This window comes from Kitasatospora sp. NPDC023385 (genome assembly GCF_055664045.1).
Genome location: NZ_JBVOOL010000016.1, coordinates 114,891 through 133,235, shown reverse-complemented (window position 1 = coordinate 133,235; position 18,345 = coordinate 114,891). Strand labels below are relative to the sequence as shown.

Below are 18,345 nucleotides of genomic sequence, written 5' to 3'. Positions count from 1 at the left end.
GCCGTCCGGACCGGACGGCCGGGCGCCGAGTGCGGCGGCCGGTCACGGCTGTTGGAACCGCACCTCCGGGTTCGCCGGGGACGGGCCGTCGAGGAGGGGCTGGTGGATTCCCTTCAGGGTCTGGTCGAGGAAGGCTGCGACGTACTCCCGGGTCAGCTGTGTGCCGCGTTCCGGTGAGGTGGTCGACCCCGGGGGGAGCGGCAGGCCGAGCTCGGCGGCCAGGATCGGGACGTCCGTGAAGCTTGCGTGATTGGCGCCGGTGACGGCGAGCCAGGGCTTGTAGCCGTTCCAGCCCGCCCAGGTCTCGTCCCAGGAGGTGTCCCCGCTGCCGGCGGAGTGGTCGCTCTGCTTTCCGAGGAGGAGGAACGAGCGCCCTTCCAGGGTGTCGGCCGGGGTCGGCGGGAAGAACGTTCCGTCCATGTTGATACCGGCCTGGATCCGCTGGTCTTCGGCCATCGCGGTCAGCGTCGACGCGCCGCCGATCGAGTGCCCGGCCATGCCGATGCGGTCGGGGTCGATCAGGTGGGCCAGGCGCCAGGCCGGGTGCCGCCCGGTGAGCCGGTCCAGGACGAACGACACGTCCTTCGCCCGGCTGGCGGGGAGGGTGTCCGGTGCGCCGTTGTCGCACAGCGCGCAGCCCGGGGTGCTGCCGTCGGCGAGCGTCTCGCCGGAGTCCTCGTAGGTGTGGCCGATCAGGGCCACGACGTAGCCGTGGCTGGCCAGTTCGGTCGCGAGGCTGGTCAGGGTGGCGCGGGGGTTCTCGAAGCCGGGTGAGAGCACCACGAGCGGGTACTTCCCGCCGGCGGCTTTCGCGCCGGTGTAGGCGTGGGTGTCGGTGTCCGCGAGGTCCTGCGGCTGGAGTCCGGTGCCTGCCGGCACCCGTGTCGCCACGAAGCCGCGCGCTTCGCCGAGGGTCATGTACGGGGCGGGCGCGCCGGTGTCGGGCCGGGCGGGGTAGAACATCGACACGGCGAGCTGCCGTGGCCCGGCGGAGGGCGTCCAGGGGTCGGTGCGGCTTCGGTCGGTGAGGTGCAGCACCTCCTCGCCGGCCGCGTACGGCCCGGTCGGGCGGGGCAGTTCGCCGTGGAACGCGGCAGGGATCGAGGAACGGGCGGCAGTGCCGGACAGCGGCGAGGCCGTCGCCGCCCCGGCGATCGGGAGGGGCAGGGCGAGGACGAGGGCTGCGACGGCCGCGAGACGGCGGGTTCGGTTCATGGCCCTGAGGCTAGGTTCGCGCCCCGGGTCGTCGGATCGGTCGGATTGATGCAGTCTCCGGCCCGTGGTCATCCGTGGGATTCAGCGGCGTCATCCCTGCGGATGACGCCGCTGCCGCTGCTCGGAAGAGGGCCCGCTCAGGCGTTGACGGCCGGGCGCTCGGTCGTGGCGATGGTGGCGGAGCCGACGACTCGGGTGCCGTCGTAGAGGACGACGGCCTGGCCGGGGGCGATGCCCCGCACCGGGGTGTCGAGCTGGACCCGCAGTCCGCCGTCGACCACGGCGGCGCTGACCGGTACTTCCTCGCCGTGCGCCCGCAGTTGGGCGGTGTAGCGGCCGTCGGCGAGGGGCTCGGTGCCGCACCAGCGGGGGCGGATGGCGGTCAGCGCGGTGACGTCCAGGCCTTCGACGGGGCCGACCGTCACGGTGTTGTCCACCGGGGAGATGTCGAGCACGTACCGCGGCTTGCCGTCCGCCGCCGGGCGGCCGATCCGCAGGCCCTTGCGCTGGCCGATGGTGAAGCCGTAGGCGCCGTCGTGTTCGCCGAGCTTGGTGCCGTCGGCGTCGAGGATGTCGCCGGTGGCGGTGCCGAGGTGCCGGGCGAGGAAGCCCTGGGTGTCGCCGTCGGCGATGAAGCAGATGTCGTGGCTGTCCGGCTTCTTGGCGACCGCGAGGCCCCGGCGTTCGGCTTCCTCGCGGATGGCTTCCTTGGTGGTGTCGCCGAGCGGGAAGAGCGAGTGGGCGAGCTGGTCGGCGTCCAGGACGCCGAGGACGTAGGACTGGTCCTTGGCCGCGTCCACGGCCCGGTGCAGTTCGCGCGAGCCGTCCGGCAGGTCGACGATCCGGGCGTAGTGGCCGGTGCAGACGGCGTCGAAGCCGAGCGCGACGGCCTTGTCCAGCAGCGCGGCGAACTTGATCTTCTCGTTGCAGCGCAGGCAGGGGTTGGGCGTGCGCCCGGCCGCGTACTCGGCGACGAAGTCGTCGATGACGTCCTCGCGGAAGCGCTCGGCGAGGTCCCACACGTAGAACGGGATGCCGATCACGTCGGCCGCTCGCCAGGCGTCCCGGGAGTCCTCGATGGTGCAGCAGCCGCGCGCGCCCGTCCGGAAGGACTGCGGGTTGGCGGACAGTGCCAGGTGGACGCCGGTCACTTCGTGCCCCGCCTCGACGGCGCGGGCGGCGGCGACGGCGGAGTCGACTCCGCCGGACATCGCCGCGAGCACGCGCAGGCGGCCGGTGGACGGCGTGGTGGGGGCACCCGGGAAGTCAGTCATGGTGACTACAAGAGTACGGGGCCACCGGACATGCCCGGCCGGCGGATTTACCGCCGCACCGATGCCGGCCCGGCGTTGCGCGCCCGCTGGACGACCGGGCCGATGGCTTCGGCGAGCGCGGTGACGTCCGCCCGTACGGAGGTGTGCCCGAGCGAGAACCGCAGCGAGGCGCGGGCCAGCAGCGGGTCGACGCCCATGGCGAGCAGGACGTGGCTGGGCTGCGGCACCCCGGCGGTGCAGGCCGAGCCCGTGGAGCATTCGATGCCGGCCGCGTCCAGCAGCATCAGCAGCGCGTCGCCTTCGCAGCCGGGGAAGGAGAAGTGGGCGTTGGCCGGCAGTCGTCCTTCGGCCGCCGGGTCGCCGTTGAGGACGGTGTCGGGGGCGGTGGTGAGGACGGCGGCGACCAGTTCGTCCCGCAGGGCGCCGAGCGCCCCCGCGTGTTCGGCGCGGTGTTCCACGGCCCAGGACGCGGCGGCGGCGAATCCGGCGGCGCCGGGGGCGTCCAGGGTGCCGGAGCGCACGTCGCGTTCCTGGCCGCCGCCGTGCAGCAGCGGGACGGGGGTGGCGCCGCGGGAGAGCAGCAGGGCGCCGATGCCGAAGGGGCCGCCGATCTTGTGTCCGGTGACGGTGAGCGCGGTGAGCCCGGACTCGGCGAAGGAGAGCGGGACCTGGCCGAGTGCCTGCACCGCGTCGGCGTGCATCGGGATGCCGTATTCGGCTGCCACCGCGGCGAGTTCGCGGACCGGCTGGATCGTGCCGACCTCGTTGTTGGCCCACATCACGGTGACCAGCGCCACGGAGGCCGGATCGCGTTCGATCGACGAGCGCAGCGCTTCGGGGTGCACCCGGCCGTACCCGTCGACCGGCAGGTACTCGACCTTGGCGTCCTCGTGTTCGGAGAGCCAGTGCACGGCGTCGAGCACCGCGTGGTGCTCGACGGGGCTGCACAGCACCCGGGTGCGGGCCGGGTCGGCGTCGCGGCGGGCCCAGTACAGGCCCTTGACCGCGAGGTTGTCGGACTCGGTGCCGCCGCCGGTGAGCACGATCTCGCTCGGGCGGGCGCCCAGTGACTCGGCCAGCGATTCGCGCGCTTCCTCGACCACCCGGCGGGCCCGGCGACCGGCCGCGTGCAGGGACGAGGCGTTGCCGACCACCCCCAGGTGGGCCGTCATCGCGGCGATCGCCTCGGGCAGCATCGGCGTGGTCGCCGCATGGTCCAGGTATGGCATAACCCCCCGATTGTAGAGCGCTGTGCCGGGCGGCTTTCCAGGCCTGCGCGCGTTCCGGCCATCGTGCGTCCGTACTGTGCCGGAGGCCGCGCCCGTACCCGCCGCCGGACGGCCGCGTCCGGCACTGGTTTGTACCACTGCGCCACCCAGCGGTTAGCCTGGCGAACACTTCTCCAGCCGGATCAACGGGGGCGCCATGTCGCAGTCGGTCGACCGCGCGCTGAGTCTGCTCGACGCGCTCGGCGACGCGCCGCTCTCCCTGGAGCAGGCCGCGAGCAGCCTCGGGGTGCACAAGTCCACCGCGCTGCGGCTGCTGCGCACCCTGGAGGAGCACGGCTTCGCCCGCCGCCAGCCAGACCTGCGCTACCGGGTCGGCGGCCGGGTGCTCTCGCTGGCGCACCGCGCGCTGGAGGACTTCGACGTCCGGCAGGTCGCCGCGCCGTACCTGGCCGCGCTCAACGCCCGCTGCGGCTACACCGTCCGGCTCGCCGTGCTGCACGACGGCGAGGTGCTCTACCTGGACGAGGTGGCCGGGCGCTGGGCGGCCGGGCCGTCCCGGATCGGGCGCCGGGCCCCGGTGACGGGTACGGCGGTGGGGCGGGTGCTGCTGGCGGGGCTGCCCACGCCCGCGCCGGGGCCGGGCGAGGAGGCCGAGTCGGCGGCGGTGCGCCGCCGGGGCTGGGCGGCCGAGTCGTCCGAGCACGGGGAGCCGGTGACCTGTGTGGCGGCGCCCGTGGCGGGCAGCGGCGGGCGGACGGTCGCGGCGTGCGCGCTGAGTGCCCCGGCCAGTGAGGTGCCGCCGGCCGAACTGGCCCGGATGGTGCCGGAGCTGCTGTGCACGGCCGAGGCGATCTCACTCGCCTACGGCGGCTCGCCTACTCCTCGCTGGTGCGAGAACCGTTGCGGTGCCAGGCCCGGGGGGCGCGCCAGCCGTACTTCAGGGCGAGCATCCGCAGCCCGAAGGCGGTGAGCGCGGCGGCGGTGCCGGTCAGGCCGGTGAGCCGGTCCACGCCGATCAGCAGGGCGACGAGGGCGGCGCCGACGAGCGCCGGGACGGCGTAGATCTCGCGGTCCCAGCGCAGCAGCGAGGGGATCTCGCCGGCCAGTACGTCGCGGATGACGCCGCCGCCGGCCGCGGTCACCATGCCGAGCGCGATGGCCGCGACCGCGCCGAGCCCGTAGTCGTGGGCCTTGGCGGTGCCGGTGACGCAGAACAGTCCGAGCCCGAGGGCGTCGAGGGTCTGCACGGCCCGGTTGATCCGCTCGACCTCCGGGTGGAGGAAGAACACGACGAGCGCGGCGGCCAGCGGGGTCACGAAGTAGCCGAGGTTGGTGAAGGCGGCGACCGGGGTCGCCCCGATGACGAGGTCGCGCATCACCCCGCCGCCCAGCGCGGTGACCTCGGCCAGTACGCAGATCCCGAAGATGTCCATGTTCTTGCGGACGGCGAGCAGGCCCCCGGAGAGGGCGAAGACGAAGATGCCGACGAGGTCCAGCGACTGCTGCACGTCGGACGGGAAGATCTGCGAGGTCACCGTCCATGTGTACCCGATGTGTCCGAATGCGCCGATCCGCGGTCACATCACGTCACCACCAGCCACCAGCGGTCACATGCCGTCATCGTTCGTCACGCGGGTCGGCCGCGGTACGGCCCGGGTGGATTCGGCTAGCCTCCCGGCTGTGAAGAAGCTGAAATCCCCCGCCTCGCCCCGGCTCGGCTGGCTCGACGCCCTGCGCGGACTGGCCGCCCTGGCCGTCGCGATGCACCACTTCGGGCTCCTCGACAAGATCCCGCACGGGGCGAAGGTGCCGCAGTACCTGGATCTCGGCTTCTTCGGCGTGATGCTGTTCTTCCTGGTCAGCGGCTACATCATCCCGGCCTCGCTGGAACGGCGCGGCGACGTGCGGGCGTTCTGGGCGGGCCGGTTCTTCCGGATCTACCCGGCGGTGGTCGTGACGGTGGTGGCGAGCCTGCTGGTGCTGCCCCGCAGCTCGACGATCGTCCAGGGCTTCTCCTTCGAGCACCCGCTGCTGTCGTCCGCGGCGAACGGGCTGATGCTGCAGGACCTGATGGGGGTGGCGAGCACCATCGGGGTGATGTGGTCGCTGACCTACGAGATGGTCTTCTACTACTTCGTGACGGCCCTGTTCGTCCTGGGATGGCACCGCCGCAGCGCGCCGGTCACGGTCGGTTTCGCGGCCCTCGCCCTGGTGCTCGGCGCCTGGCTGCCGCTGGGCGCCATCACCGTGGACCTCGCCTCGATCCGGCACCTGGTGGCCGCCGGCGCGGTCGTGGTGGTGACGGCGATGGTCTGCATCGCCACCGGCCGCCCGGACCTGACCCGTTGGGGCTCGCTGCTGCTCGGCGGCCTGGGCCTGACCCTCGTCACGCTGAACGGCCGGGCCGCCGGCTTCGAGACCATGCTGATCTTCGCGACCATGTTCGCCGGGACGGTGCTGTACCGGCTGGAGCACGGCCAGATCGACCGGCTCCCGGCCCTGCTCTGCTGCTCGTTCGTCGTCGTCTGCGGCGTCGCGGTCGGCTACCTGTACGACTACGGCACGGCCCTGTGGCACACCTGGACGGCGTCGTGGATGGCGTTCTCCCTCAGCTACCTCGCCGCCTGGGCCGTCTTCGCGGGCGGCATGCTGCTGCGCCACCGGCGGTTCCCGCGCTGGCTCAGCGGGCTCGGCACGATCAGCTTCTCGGTCTACCTGCTGCACGGCCCGCTGATGTTCGTGATCGGCTGGCAGCTGCAGGACTACCCCCCGATCGTCGGCTGGAAGGGGCAGACCGCCCTCACCGTCGGCTTCCTGGCGGCGCTGGTCGTCCTCGGCTACCTCAGTTACCGCCTGGTGGAGATCCCGTTCCAGCGCCTCGGCCGCAGGGCGGTCAAGGCGCTGAACCGCCGCTTCCCGGCGCCCGCCGCGGTACCCGCGGAGCGGATTCCGCTAGCCTCCCGCGTGTGAAGCTCATCGAACGCGCACCCTGGCGCCGCAAGAACGCCCGTACCGCGGCGGGCGGGCCGGCCGCCGCCTCGTCGCGGCTGGGCTGGCTCGACGCACTGCGCGGCATAGCCGCGCTCTCCGTGGCGGTCTACCACCTGGCCCTGCCGTTCGTCTGGCTCCATGCCGACCACGTGCCACGCTACCTGGACCCGGGCATCTTCGGCGTGATGCTGTTCTTCCTGGTCAGCGGCTACATCATCCCGGCCTCGCTGGAACGGCGCGGCGACGTACGGGCGTTCTGGGCGGGCCGGTTCTTCCGGATCTACCCGGTGGTGATCGTCGCCGTGGTGCTGAGCCTGCTGATCCTGCCGCGCAGCCACACCGTCGTGCAGGGCTGGGCGTTCGACCACCCGCTGCTGACGCTGGCGGGCAACGGCCTGATGGTCCAGGACATGATGGGCGTCACCAACGTCATCGGGGTGATGTGGACGCTCACCTACGAGATGGTCTTCTACTACTTCGTGACGACGCTCTTCGTCACCGGCCGGCACCGGCAGAGCGCCCCGATCGCGATCGGCTTCGCGGCCGGCGCGCTGGTCCTCGGCGCCTGGCTGCCGCTCGGCACGATCACGGCCGACGGGCTGCCCGCCGTCCGGCACCTGGTGCTGGCCGCCGGGGTCGTCGTGGTCGCCGCGATGGCCTTCATCGTCACCGGCCGGGCCGACCTGACCCGGTGGGGCGGGACGCTGCTCGGCGGGCTGGGCCTGGTGCTGGTCCTGCTGAACAGCCGGTCCACCGCCTTCGAAAGCCTGATGATCTTCGCGACGATGTTCGCCGGGACGGTGCTGTACCGGCTGGAACACGGCCAGATCGACCGCACCCCGGCGCTCCTGTGCTGCGCCTTCGTCCTCACGGCGGGCTTCCTGTCCGGCTTCATGTACAACCACGACCAGGCCCTGTGGCGCACCTGGAGCGAGACCTGGAAGTCGTTCTCCTTCGCGTACCTGGCCGCCTGGGCCGTCTTCGCGGTCGGCATGCTGCTCCGCCGGCGGCGGTTCCCGCGGGTGCTCGCCTGGCTGGGCACGATCAGCTACTCGGTGTACCTGCTGCACAACCCGCTCATCCACGGGATGGAGTGGCTGCTGGAGGACCGCAAGCCGTTCGTCTCCTGGCAGGGCCGCAGCGTGCAGTTCGTCGCCTTCATGGCCGCCCTGCTGCTGGTCAGCTACCTCAGCTACCGGCTGGTCGAGATCCCGTTCCAGAACCTCGGCCGCAAGGCGGTCAAGGCGCTGAACCGCCGCTTCCCGGCCGAGGCGCTGCCCGCCCGTCCGGCCGTCCGGGCCCCAAGGCAGGAGGAGGCCCCCAAGGCGGCAGCCCCGGAGGCTACGGCCCCTGAGGCAGAGCCCGTGCCGACCGGCCGCCCCTGACGCCCACGGCGCGTGAACGACGGAAGGCCGCCCTCCCCCTTGCCGGGGGCGGGCGGCCTTCCGTCGTTGGGCCCCGAGCTCAGGACGCCGGCGCCTCCGACACGCTCGCCGGCGCCTTCTCCGGCGCGTTCTCCGGGAAGTGGCACGCCACCTGGTGCCCGGTCGCCAGCGCGGTCAGCGGCGGCTCCTGGGTGGCGCAGACGTCCTGCGCCTTCCAGCAGCGGGTGCGGAAGCGGCAGCCGCTGGGCGGGTTGATCGGGGAGGGGACGTCGCCGGTGAGCAGGATCCGTTCGCGGCCGGCGCGCTGGCGGCGGCGCGGGTCGGGGACGGGCACGGCGGACATCAGCGCGTTGGTGTACGGGTGCATGGGGCTGCGGTAGAGCGCGTCGCGGTCGGCGATCTCGACGATCTTGCCGAGGTACATCACCGCGACCCGGTCCGAGACGTGGCGGACCACCGAGAGGTCGTGCGCGATGATCAGGTAGGTCAGTCCGAGTTCCTGCTGGAGGTCGTCCAGCAGGTTGACCACCTGGGCCTGGATCGAGACGTCCAGGGCGGAGACCGGCTCGTCCGCGATGATCATCTTCGGCTTGAGGGCGAGCGCCCGGGCGATGCCGATGCGCTGGCGCTGGCCGCCGGAGAACTCGTGCGGGTAGCGGTTGTAGTGCTCGGGGCTGAGGCCGCACAGCTCCAGCAGTTCCTGGACGGCCTTCTTGACGCCGCCTTCGGGCTGCACGCCCTGGAGCTTGAAGGGCGCGCCGACGATGGTGCCGACGGTGTGCCGGGGGTTCAGCGAGGAGTACGGGTCCTGGAAGATCATCTGGATGTCGCGGCGCAGCGGCCGCATCGCCCCGACGCCCAGGTGGGTGATGTCGGTGCCCTCGAACTCGATCTTCCCGCCGGTGGGTTCGTCGAGCCGGGTGACCAGTCGGCCCATGGTCGACTTGCCGCAGCCGGACTCGCCGACGACGCCCAGCGTCTCGCCGGCGTTGACCGAGAAGTCGATGCCGTCGACGGCCCGCACCGCGCCGGTCTGGCGGCGGAGCAGCCCGCCGCGGATCGGGAAGTGCCGGGTCAGGCCGGTCACCTTCAGCAGCGGCTCGCGGTCGGAGGCGGGCGCCGGCCCCGGGATCGTGGCCGCCTGAGTGTCCGTCATCGGTTCTCTCCAGAAAGGTGGTACGAGGCCGGGCTCACAGCCGGGGCGCGATCTCTTCGGCGAAGATGCGGTGCCGCTCGTCGGCCGGCAGGTGGCAGGCCGCGTGGTGGCCGGGTGTGGCTTCGACCAGCTCCGGGACCTCGCTCGTGGAGCGCCCGTCGGTGAGGGCGGCGTACGGGCAGCGCGGGTGGAAGGCGCAGCCCGACGGCACGTTGATCAGGCTGGGCGGGGTGCCCTTGACCGGGATGAGCCGGTCCTGCAGTTCCCGGTCGAGGCGCGGCATCGAGCCCAACAGGCCCCAGGTGTAGGGGTGTTCGGGCGCGTCGAAGAGGGTTTCGGCCGGGCCGCGCTCGATGCACTTGCCGCCGTACATGACCAGGATGTCGTCGGCCAGCTCGGCGACCACTCCGAGGTCGTGGGTGATGATGATGACGGCGGAGCCGAACTCGTCCTGGAGGTCGCGGATGAGGTCCAGGATCTGCGCCTGGACGGTGACGTCCAGGGCGGTGGTGGGCTCGTCGGCGATCAGCAGGGCGGGGTCGTTGACGAGCGCCATGGCGATCATGGCGCGCTGGCGCATGCCGCCGGAGAACTGGTGCGGGTAGTCGTCGACGCGGCGGTCCGGCTGCGGGATGCCGACCCGGTCGAGCATCTCGACCGCCCGGGCCCGGGCCTGCTTCTTGGTGGCCTGCGGGTGGTGCACCCGGTAGGCCTCGACGATCTGCTGCCCCACCGTGTAGTAGGGGTGCATCGCGGTCAGCGGGTCCTGGAAGATCATCGCCATCTCGCGGCCGCGCAGTTGGCGCACCCGGTCGGGGCCGGCCGCGATCAGGTCCTCGCCGCCCAGCAGGATCTCGCCGCTGATCCGGGCCCGCTTGGAGCGGTGCAGGCCCATGATGCCGAGCGAGGTGACGGACTTGCCGGAGCCGGATTCGCCGACGATGCCGAGGGTGCGGCCCTTCTGCAGGTCGAAGCTGACCCCGTCCACCGAGCGGACCAGGCCGTCGTCGGTGTCGAAGTGGATCCGCAGGTCGCGCACGGAGAGGAAGGGGTCACCGGACGGGGTCTGTGCGGTGGCTTCCGTGGTCTTCTGGAGCTCGGTCACGAGAGCCTCACCCGGGGGTCGACGAGGGCGTACAGGAGGTCGACCACGAGGTTGCAGGCGACGATGAAGAAGGCGGCGAGCAGGGTGACGCCGAGGATCTTGGGCAGGTCGTTGTCGGAGATCGCCTGGACGGCGAACTGGCCGACGCCCTGGAGCGAGAAGACCTGCTCGGTGATCAGGGCGCCGCCGAGCAGCAGCCCGAGGTCCATGCCGAAGATGGTGACGATCGGGGTGAGGGCGGCGCGCAGCCCGTGCCGGGTGACGACCTTGCGCTCGACCAGGCCCTTGGCCCGGGCGGTGCGGATGTAGTCCTCGCTCATGGTCTCCAGCATTCCGGCGCGGGTGAGCCGGGCGTAGAGCGCGGAGTAGAGGAAGGCCAGCGAGATCCAGGGGAGGATCAGGTTGCGGGCCCACATCAGCGGGTTGTCGGTGAAGTCGACGTACTGCAGGTTGTCCAGGATCGGCCACTCGTAGCTGAACAGCGTGAGCAGCAGCGCGCCGGTGAAGAAGACCGGCAGCGAGACGCCGGCGAGGGCGACGCCCATGGAGAGCCGGTCGAAGATCGACTTCGGCTTGAGGGCGGAGACGACGCCGGTGGCGACGCCGGAGACCAGCCAGAGCACGGCCGCGCCGGCGGCGAGCGACATGGTGACCGGGATCCGCTTGGACAGCTCGGGCCAGACCTCCAGGTGGTTCTTGAAGGAGTAGCCGAAGCAGGGCACGTGGCAGGTGGCCGGTTCCGGCCCGAACTTGTACTCGGCGCCGCTGACCAGGCCCTTGAGGAAGTGCCAGTACTGGGCGTACAGCGGCTGGTCGAAGCCGAGGTTCTGCTTGACCGCGGCGATCGCGTCGGGTGAGGGGTTCTTCCCGATGTACTGGGCGGCCAGTTGGTCGGCCGTCTCGCCGGCGACGCGCGGGAGCAGGAAGAAGATCGCGAAGGTGACGGCGCTGACGACCAGCAGCAGCAGCACCGCCGCGAAGATCCTGCGGATGATGTAGGCAAACACAGTTGGGCGGCTCCGGCGGCCCGCCGTCGTCCGGGATCCTCCGGACGACGGCGGGCGCCGCTGCCTTCACCTGCCTTCAGGGATGCGGAGCCAGGCTCTTACTTGGTGGTGCCGATGTTCAGGTAGTCGTACTCACCCGAGAACGCCGGGGTGGAGGCCATGTTGGTGGCGTTGTCCGGGCGGTACAGGAAGACCTTGAAGTAGGTCAGCGGGACGATGACGGCCTGCTCCATGACCTTCTTGTCGATGTCGCCGTAGAGCTTCTCGCGGCCGGCCTTGTCCGTGTTGACGGCGGCGTCGTCGATCATCTTGTTGACCGACGGGTCGTTCAGCTGGGACAGGTTGCTGTTGCCGGAGGCCTTGATCGCGCGGCCGTCGACGATCTGCTGCAGGAAGCCGTAGCCGGTCGGCCAGTCGGCGCCCCACTGCATCATCATCAGGCCGATGTTGTGGTCCTTGGTGAACTGCGGGGCACCGGCGCTGTCGGTCAGGTACTTGCCCTGCGGGAACTGCTGGATCTCGGCGTTGATGCCGACCTTCTTCAGCGCGGCCTGGATCGAGGTGGCGGCGGCGACCTCGGTGGCGCGCTCGGTGCGGGCCGAGATGACGGTGTTGATGCTGTCCTTGCCGCAGGCCTTCAGGGCGTCCTTGGCCTTGGCCTCGTCGCCCTTGTTGTCCTTGGTCTCGAACTGGTTGAAGTCCTGGTGGCCCGGGATGTCCGGCGGGAGCACCGTGTTGGCGATCTGGCCGCGGATCGGGCCGCCCTCGGCGGTCTGCACCGAGACCTTGTCGATCGCGAACTGGACGGCCTTGCGGCAGTCGACGTTGTCGAACGGCGCGACCTGGGAGTTGATCGCCAGGTAGACGAGGCGGCCACCGTACGCGTTGTCGGTGCTGGCCTTGAGCTTCTGGTTCTGCAGGATCTGCGCCTGGGTCTGCGGGTCGACGCCGCCGCCCACCAGGTCGACCTGGGCGTTGCCGGCCAGCAGGTCCTTGTCGATGGTGGCCTGGTCGATGTTCATCTTGAGCAGGATCTTGTCCGGCAGCTGCTTCCGGATCGGGTCGGTGCTCTTGTCCCAGTTGGTGTTGGGCACCAGGACGGCCTGCTTGCCGTCCTCGTAGGACTCGAACTTGAAGGAGCCCGAGGACACGATGTGCTTGACGTAGTCGGCACCGGTGTCCTTGGCCTGCGGGACCGGCGCGGTCTGCGGGGCGCTGACCAGGTAGTCGAAGTCCGCGAACGGGTGCTTCAGGTGGAAGACGACCGTGGTGTCGTCCGGCGTCTCGATCGCGTGCAGGTCGCCGGTCTTGTCCTTGTACGGGCCCGCGTACGGCGTGTCGTTGTCGACCAGCAGGTCGTGGAAGTAGGTCGGGCCGTTGGAGTTCACGTCCGGCGCGAAGTTGGAGCGCTCGACGGCGTACTTGACGTCCTTCGAGGTGATCGGGGTGCCGTCGTCGTACTTCAGGCCCGCGCGCAGCTTGTACGTCCAGGTCAGGCCGTCCGCGCTGGGCTGGCCCATGGACTCGGCGAGGTCCGGGACGAGCTTGTTGCCGTCCTCGCCCGCGGCCGGGTTGAAGGTGGTGAGCGGGCGGGCGTACAGGCGGGAGAAGTTGTAGATGTACGCGTAGTACGTGTTGCCCGGGTCGAGCGAGTCCGGGGTGCCCTTCATCTCGAAGGTGACCGTCCCGCCCTTCTTGTCCGAGGCGTTGACGATGTTCTTGGTGGCCGCGTTGGCTCCGCCGCCCGAGGCGGAGGACGACGAGGACGCGTCACCGCTCTTGGACGAGCTGGAACAGCCGGTGACGACCAGGACCGCGGCGGCGGCCGCCGCGGTCAGTGCGACGGTACGGGACCTGCGCATGGGTGAGATCAACCCCTTGAGGATGTGGAGGCGGTGGAGGGTTCCGACGCTGGGTGTCAGTTGCTCTTGGGATCGAGGGCGTCACGCAGCCCGTCGCCGAGCAGGTTGAAGGCGAGCACGGTGATGAAGATCGCCAGACCGGGGACCACCATGTACTGGGGGTCCACCTGGTAGTACCGGATCGCGTCCTGGAGCATGCCGCCCCAGGAGGCCTGCGGGGGCTGGATGCCGACGCCGAGGAAGCTCAGCCCGGCCTCGAAGAGGATGTTGGTCGGGATCAGCAGGGTCGAGTAGACCAGGATCGGACCGACCAGGTTGGGCAGCAGCTCCTTGAACAGGATGAACGGGCCGCGGGCTCCCAGGCTCCGGGCCGCGTGGACGAACTCCCGCTCGCGCAGGGAGAGCGTCTGTCCGCGCACGATCCGGCCCATGTAGGGCCAGTTGAAGAAGCCGATCACGAAGATCAGGACCAGCATGTGCAGCGGCAGGCCGTGCAGGCCGAACGCGCCGCCCTGCAGCGAGGTCGAGATCGCGATGGCGAAGAGCAGCAGCGGGAACGCCAGGAAGACGTCCATGACCCGGCTGATCAGGGTGTCCACCCAGCCGCCGTAGTAGCCGGCCATGATGCCGAGCACGGTGCCGATGGTGTTGGACAGCAGGGTCGCGCCGAAGGCGACCAGCAGGGAGACCCAGGACCCCTCGATGACGCGGGTGAGCAGGTCGCGGCCCTGCAGCGGGTCGACGCCGAGCAGGTGGTCCCCGCTCATGCCGCCCCAGTCGCCGAACGGCAGGCCGCCGAGGTCGGCGTCCAGGAGGTCCTGGTGGAGGGCGTCCGGGTCGAGGCCGAACGCCGACTCGATCGGCTTGGCCAGTACGGCGAGCAGGATCAGCAGGATCACCACGACGCCGCCGGCGACGGCGGCCTTGTCCCGCTTGAAGCGGGTCCAGGCGATCCGACCGAGGGAGCGGCCCTCGATCGTCTTGGCCGGGCTCGCGGCGGCGGCTGCCTCCGGCTCGTTCCCGGCGGTGGTCACGGATGCGGTCATGGTCAGTTGGTCCCCTCGCCGACGGTGGCCGGCCCACGGGTGCCGGTCGCCGGCTTCGGCGGTGCGGCTGCGGACGTGCGAAAGGTGCTTAGGAGGAACGGGTGTTCGCGGCAGTGCGTCGTGCACAGGCACTGCCGTCACGCGGGATGGGCTTCGCGTGGGCGGGTGGTCGGCACGCGCGCTCACCTTTGTGGGGTTCCAGTACGTGCGGTGCGTTGCGCAGAACTCTCTGCCATGCGAACTGGCTTACGCCAGACCTGACAACCGAGAGATGCCCAACTGTGATCTGCAGGCATGCACGTCGCCGCCCGCCGGCATATCCCTCTTCACATGGCTGTAACAGGCATGTCAAGATCTTCGGGTACACGAATCGGGAATTCGTCCGGAACGCATCGAAGCCGACTTGATGGACAATCAAGTCGGCTTCGCGGAAAAAGACCTGGCGGTCAGCGCCCCGGATATCCGGGCCACGGCCGCTGCGGCGGCTGCGGCTGCTGCTGCCAGCCCTGCGCGGGCGGCTGCGTCCCGTAGGACCACCCCGGCGTCGGCTGCCCCGACATGGACTGCCCCGGGTACGCGGGCGGCGGCACCGGCGGGTACGGGCCGGTCGCCGGGCGGCCCGCCTCCCGGTCGAAGAACGGGCGCGAGTTGGCGCGCATCCACAGCGCCACCGGGTCGTACTCGTCCGACATCGCCACCGTCGACACCGCCAGCCCCTCCGGGGCCACCGCGATCGCCCGCTGCATCAGCGCGCGCACCGCCTCCACCGCCGGCGGCGAACTCTCGTACAGGTCCAGGCCGATCGCCAGGTACGGCTCCCCCACCGCCGGCTGCACCCAGGCCCGGCGCAGTGCCCGCACCGCGCGCACCTCGCCGGCCTGCCGCTCCAGCAGCGCGAAGAACTGCTGGGCGTTGACCTGCGGCTCGCTCAGCTTCAGCGGGCCGGCCGGCAGCCGGTCCAGGCCCGCGGCGATCCGCCGCAGATCCGCCCAGGGCACGCCGACGCCGCCGCCGGGCGCGTGCGGGTTGAGCCACAGGCCCCAGCGGGTGCGGTACAGCGCCGCGGCGACCTCCCGGCCGGAGATGACCTCGTGGGCCCGGGCCCAGCCGGAGGCGGCCAGCTGCTCGGACGAGGTGACGGCCGGCGCGTAGCCGTGGCCGCTGATCTCCATGTTCCCGTACTGCGCGTCGGGGCTGCCGGGCGTGCCGTGCCAGAGCAGCATCCAGACCCGGCCGTCCGCCAGCGCGTGCAGCAGCCGCTCGTACGCGTCGTAGCGCTCCGGCGCGACGTCGCGCAGGGCGTGCTCCAGCACGGCCGGATCCGCTCCCGGGTGCCCGGCCGGTGCCTGGCCCCAGGGCCCTGGCACCCCGCCCGCTCCCGTTCCCGCACTCATGCGCCCACCTCGCCGCGCCTCTTTCCTCGGACCGCCGGCCCGTCAGCCGTCTGCACGCACCCTATGGCGCGGCACCGGCCACCGCCACGGCGACGTGCCTGTGATACGAACCCCCGGCTCACGCCCGCGCGTAGAAGGGCATGACCTGGGTGAGCAGCCACTCGACCACCGGGTCGTCGGCGAGGTCGAGCAGTACGAGGTGGACGCCGCCCGGCAGCGGCGCGGTTCCCAGGGCTCGGCCGAGCGCGTCGTTCACCGCGGCCGGGTCGGCCGGGGCCGTCGGGTCCAACTGGACGCCCACGAACATCACCGTCGGCTCGCCCTCGATGCTGGCCAGCGCCCTGCGCGCGGTCAACACTCCGGGCAGTGCCGACAGTTCGGCCCGGCAGGCGGCCAGGAAGTGCTCCGGGTCCTCGCCCGGCACCGGCTCGCGCAGCGCCACCCGGCCGCCGGTCGGCGCCGCCTGGCCGTCCGCGCCGTCCGCGCCCTCCCAGCGGTCCTGCCGCGGGCCGCGGCGCAGCTCGGCCACGCCCTGCGGCGGCACCGGGATGCCCACCGCCGCCTCCGGGTTCACCGCGATGCCCACGCCCAGCGGCAGTCCGCGGGCGAACTCCCAGACCGGCGCGATCGCGAACGCCATCCCCGGCGCCTGCTGCAGGAACACCTCCTGTGAGGAGAACACCGGCACGTACGGCTCGCCGGCCAGCTCGATGGTCGGCAGGTCCAGTGCCTGCCCCTGCGGGTCGGCTCCGGCCGGCAGCGGCACCCACACCTGGCTGCGGGCCAGCACCTCGATGACCCGCGGCGTCGCGCCCGGGTCGCCCAGGGCGGCGGTCAGCACCTGCTCCAGTTCGTTGGCCGGCCAGGTGCCGCCCGTCGGGGCCTGCTCCGGACCGCCCCACCCCTGCTGCTGCTCCACCGGGTACCCCATGCGCCGCCGATTCCGCCCTCTGCCGGTCGGCCGCCCACTGCTGCGCCGACGCGCAGCAGTCTAGGGCCCCGGGGCCCCTTCCTTAGGGCTGCTGTTCGGTCCGCCGCCGTGTGACCGGGCCCCCTCTCCCCTCCTCGTCCCGGACGTGCCATGATGTGCGCGTCCGACGGCATGCGCCGCGGGCCCCCACAACTCCATACCGGCCGCTCGAACCCGCGCGGGAGAGCCCGGAGTGCCGCTCGGCGGCACAGCCGGCGCCGAAGGAGCAAGTCCTCCCCGGAATCTCTCAGGCCCCCCTACCGCACGGGTTAGGCACATCTGGAAAGCGGCGCGCGGCCCTGTCGCGCGCCCACCCACGGTGCAAGCCGCCATGCTGTGCCCGATGCTGGAAACAGCTGCGGGCCGCGCGGCGGTGAAGCTCTCAGGTTCGACGACAGATGGGGAGACCCACGCCGCCGCATGCCCGCGCGCAGGGGTCGGTCCCCAGCGGGTCCGGTCCGGCGCGTGCACCCCTGAGTGCCCCGACCGAGGAGTTCCTGGCCATGTCGTCCCTCCGCCTGACCGCGCTCGACGCGCTGCACCGCGCCCTCGGCGCGACCATGACCGACTTCGCCGGCTGGGACATGCCGCTGCGTTACGGGAGCGAGCGCGAGGAACACCTCGCCGTCCGCACCAAGGCCGGTCTGTTCGACCTCTCGCACATGGGCGAGATCACCGTCACCGGCCCGCAGGCCGGCGAGATGCTGGACCACGCGCTGGTCGGCTTCGTCTCCGCGCTGGGCGTGCTGCGCGCCCGCTACACCATGATCTGCGCCGAGGACGGCGGCATCCTGGACGACCTGATCGTCTACCGCCTGCGCGAGGACGCCTTCCTGGTCGTCGCCAACGCCTCCAACGCCCAGCTGGTCCTCGACGAGCTGATCGCCCGCGCCAAGGGCTTCGACGCCGTCGTCACCGACGACCGCGACACCTACGCGCTGATCGCCGTCCAGGGCCCGGAGGCCACCGCGATCCTCGCCGACACCACCGACGCCGACCTGCCCGGCCTGAAGTACTACGCGATCCTCCCGGCGCAGGTGGCCGGCCGCGACGTGCTGCTCGCCCGCACCGGCTACACCGGCGAGGACGGCTTCGAGATCTTCTGCCACCCGGTCGACGCCGAGGGCATCTGGCAGGCGCTGACCGCCGCCGGCGAGGGCCGCGGCCTGATCCCGTGCGGCCTGTCCTGCCGCGACACGCTGCGCCTGGAGGCGGGCATGCCGCTGTACGGGCACGAGCTGTCCACCGACCTCACCCCGTTCGACGCGGGTCTGGGCCGGGTCGTCCGCTTCGACAAGACCACCAACGACGGCGCGTTCGTCGGCCGCAAGGCGCTGGAGCAGGCCGCCGCCGCGGCGGAGGGCAACCCGCCGCGGGTGCTGGTCGGCCTGGTCTCCGAGGGCAAGCGCGTCCCGCGCGCCGAGTACACCGTGGTCTCCGCCGACGGCGCCCCGATCGGCCGGATCACCTCCGGCGCGCCGTCCCCGACGCTGGGGCAGCCGATCGCGATGGCCTACGTCGACGCGGAGCACGCCGCCCCCGGCACCACCGTCGCGGTGGACGTGCGCGGCAAGCACGAGCCGGTGCGGGTCGTGGCGCTGCCGTTCTACAAGCGCGCCCGCTGAGGCCGGCCGCCCCCCTTTTCCCGTTCCCGCACGTCGAAGCCGTCCACGCGGCGGCCCGCTTCGCCGTACCCGCTTCCCATCCTGGA

15 protein-coding genes and 1 riboswitch are annotated in these 18,345 nt (G+C 71.8%); of the genes, 4 read left to right on the top strand and 11 right to left on the bottom strand.

All coding sequences use genetic code 11. From position 1 onward, the window contains the following. Nucleotides 1-42 precede the first annotated feature (42 nt). The 3 genes from AC0B61_RS24510 to AC0B61_RS24500 all read right to left on the bottom strand — a co-directional run bounded on the left by AC0B61_RS24510 (nucleotide 43) and on the right by AC0B61_RS24500 (nucleotide 3,718). Entirely contained in the window at nucleotides 43-1,215 is a 1,173-nt protein-coding gene (locus AC0B61_RS24510; RefSeq protein WP_471742879.1) for an alpha/beta hydrolase family protein, read from the bottom strand. Nucleotides 1,216-1,352: 137 nt separating this feature from the next. Then, on the bottom strand, nucleotides 1,353-2,489 hold the full coding sequence (gene mnmA / locus AC0B61_RS24505; RefSeq protein ID WP_471742878.1) for a tRNA 2-thiouridine(34) synthase MnmA: 1,137 nt from the start codon (nucleotides 2,487-2,489) through the stop codon (nucleotides 1,353-1,355). Nucleotides 2,490-2,536: 47 nt separating this feature from the next. Beyond that, entirely contained in the window at nucleotides 2,537-3,718 is a 1,182-nt protein-coding gene (locus tag AC0B61_RS24500) for a cysteine desulfurase family protein (RefSeq protein WP_471742877.1), read from the bottom strand. Between the two features lie 196 nt (nucleotides 3,719-3,914). Here AC0B61_RS24500 and AC0B61_RS24495 point away from each other — a divergent pair, with 196 nt between their 5' ends. Beyond that, nucleotides 3,915-4,688: an IclR family transcriptional regulator gene (locus AC0B61_RS24495; protein ID WP_471742876.1), complete on the top strand. Its 774-nt coding sequence runs from the start codon at nucleotides 3,915-3,917 to the stop codon at nucleotides 4,686-4,688. Here AC0B61_RS24495 and AC0B61_RS24490 read toward each other — a convergent pair. Then, nucleotides 4,594-5,253, bottom strand: coding sequence for a trimeric intracellular cation channel family protein (locus tag AC0B61_RS24490; RefSeq protein WP_030243933.1), 660 nt, complete (start codon nucleotides 5,251-5,253; stop codon nucleotides 4,594-4,596). The two genes, AC0B61_RS24495 and AC0B61_RS24490, sit on opposite strands and share 95 nt — an antisense overlap. Before the next feature lie 145 nt (nucleotides 5,254-5,398). Here AC0B61_RS24490 and AC0B61_RS24485 point away from each other — a divergent pair, with 145 nt between their 5' ends. Next, entirely contained in the window at nucleotides 5,399-6,688 is a 1,290-nt protein-coding gene (locus tag AC0B61_RS24485) for an acyltransferase family protein (protein WP_471742875.1), read from the top strand. Then, complete coding sequence (locus AC0B61_RS24480) at nucleotides 6,685-8,094, top strand: acyltransferase family protein (RefSeq protein ID WP_471742874.1); 1,410 nt, start codon at nucleotides 6,685-6,687, stop codon at nucleotides 8,092-8,094. The genes AC0B61_RS24485 and AC0B61_RS24480 overlap by 4 nt, the downstream gene beginning before the upstream one ends. Before the next feature lie 79 nt (nucleotides 8,095-8,173). Here the strand turns inward: AC0B61_RS24480 and AC0B61_RS24475 are convergent, their stop codons facing one another. From AC0B61_RS24475 to AC0B61_RS24445, 7 genes are all read right to left on the bottom strand, one after another. Then, the gene (locus AC0B61_RS24475) at nucleotides 8,174-9,250 is read right to left on the bottom strand and encodes an ABC transporter ATP-binding protein (protein WP_471742873.1); all 1,077 of its coding nucleotides are present in this window, start codon (nucleotides 9,248-9,250) and stop codon (nucleotides 8,174-8,176) included. A 34-nt stretch (nucleotides 9,251-9,284) separates the two neighbouring features. Further along, complete coding sequence (locus AC0B61_RS24470) at nucleotides 9,285-10,355, bottom strand: ABC transporter ATP-binding protein (protein WP_471742872.1); 1,071 nt, start codon at nucleotides 10,353-10,355, stop codon at nucleotides 9,285-9,287. Beyond that, complete coding sequence (locus tag AC0B61_RS24465; RefSeq protein WP_471742871.1) at nucleotides 10,352-11,362, bottom strand: ABC transporter permease; 1,011 nt, start codon at nucleotides 11,360-11,362, stop codon at nucleotides 10,352-10,354. Before AC0B61_RS24465 ends, AC0B61_RS24470 begins: the two co-directional genes overlap by 4 nt. Nucleotides 11,363-11,460: 98 nt before the next feature. Further along, on the bottom strand, nucleotides 11,461-13,224 hold the full coding sequence (locus tag AC0B61_RS24460; RefSeq protein WP_471742870.1) for an ABC transporter substrate-binding protein: 1,764 nt from the start codon (nucleotides 13,222-13,224) through the stop codon (nucleotides 11,461-11,463). 56 nt (nucleotides 13,225-13,280) lie between these two features. Further along, nucleotides 13,281-14,270, bottom strand: coding sequence for an ABC transporter permease (locus AC0B61_RS24455; protein WP_471742869.1), 990 nt, complete (start codon nucleotides 14,268-14,270; stop codon nucleotides 13,281-13,283). A gap of 446 nt (nucleotides 14,271-14,716) precedes the next feature. Beyond that, nucleotides 14,717-15,664, bottom strand: a complete 948-nt coding sequence (locus tag AC0B61_RS24450; RefSeq protein ID WP_471742868.1) for an enhanced serine sensitivity protein SseB C-terminal domain-containing protein — start codon at nucleotides 15,662-15,664, stop codon at nucleotides 14,717-14,719. 118 nt (nucleotides 15,665-15,782) lie between these two features. Next, complete coding sequence (locus tag AC0B61_RS24445; RefSeq protein WP_471742867.1) at nucleotides 15,783-16,595, bottom strand: enhanced serine sensitivity protein SseB C-terminal domain-containing protein; 813 nt, start codon at nucleotides 16,593-16,595, stop codon at nucleotides 15,783-15,785. 208 nt (nucleotides 16,596-16,803) lie between these two features. Continuing rightward, a riboswitch (glycine riboswitch) is annotated at nucleotides 16,804-16,907 on the top strand. A gap of 230 nt (nucleotides 16,908-17,137) precedes the next feature. Between AC0B61_RS24445 and gcvT the strand changes: the two genes are divergently transcribed. Beyond that, nucleotides 17,138-18,259 carry a glycine cleavage system aminomethyltransferase GcvT gene (gene gcvT, locus AC0B61_RS24440; RefSeq protein WP_471742866.1) on the top strand — a complete coding sequence of 374 codons (1,122 nt, stop codon included), beginning with the start codon at nucleotides 17,138-17,140 and terminating at the stop codon, nucleotides 18,257-18,259. Nucleotides 18,260-18,345: the final 86 nt, after the last annotated feature.

What these genes read in the sequence shown, in the direction of transcription:
- AC0B61_RS24510 (WP_471742879.1), bottom strand. Translation starts at nt 1,215, where the DNA reads ATGAACCGAACCCGCCGTCTCGCGGCCGTCGCAGCCCTCGTCCTCGCC.
- AC0B61_RS24445 (WP_471742867.1), bottom strand. Translation starts at nt 16,595, where the DNA reads ATGGGGTACCCGGTGGAGCAGCAGCAGGGGTGGGGCGGTCCGGAGCAG.
- mnmA (WP_471742878.1), bottom strand. Translation starts at nt 2,489, where the DNA reads ATGACTGACTTCCCGGGTGCCCCCACCACGCCGTCCACCGGCCGCCTG.
- AC0B61_RS24495 (WP_471742876.1), top strand. Translation starts at nt 3,915, where the DNA reads ATGTCGCAGTCGGTCGACCGCGCGCTGAGTCTGCTCGACGCGCTCGGC.
- AC0B61_RS24475 (WP_471742873.1), bottom strand. Translation starts at nt 9,250, where the DNA reads ATGACGGACACTCAGGCGGCCACGATCCCGGGGCCGGCGCCCGCCTCC.
- gcvT (WP_471742866.1), top strand. Translation starts at nt 17,138, where the DNA reads ATGTCGTCCCTCCGCCTGACCGCGCTCGACGCGCTGCACCGCGCCCTC.
- AC0B61_RS24455 (WP_471742869.1), bottom strand. Translation starts at nt 14,270, where the DNA reads ATGACCGCATCCGTGACCACCGCCGGGAACGAGCCGGAGGCAGCCGCC.
- AC0B61_RS24500 (WP_471742877.1), bottom strand. Translation starts at nt 3,718, where the DNA reads ATGCCATACCTGGACCATGCGGCGACCACGCCGATGCTGCCCGAGGCG.
- AC0B61_RS24450 (WP_471742868.1), bottom strand. Translation starts at nt 15,664, where the DNA reads ATGAGTGCGGGAACGGGAGCGGGCGGGGTGCCAGGGCCCTGGGGCCAG.
- AC0B61_RS24460 (WP_471742870.1), bottom strand. Translation starts at nt 13,224, where the DNA reads ATGCGCAGGTCCCGTACCGTCGCACTGACCGCGGCGGCCGCCGCCGCG.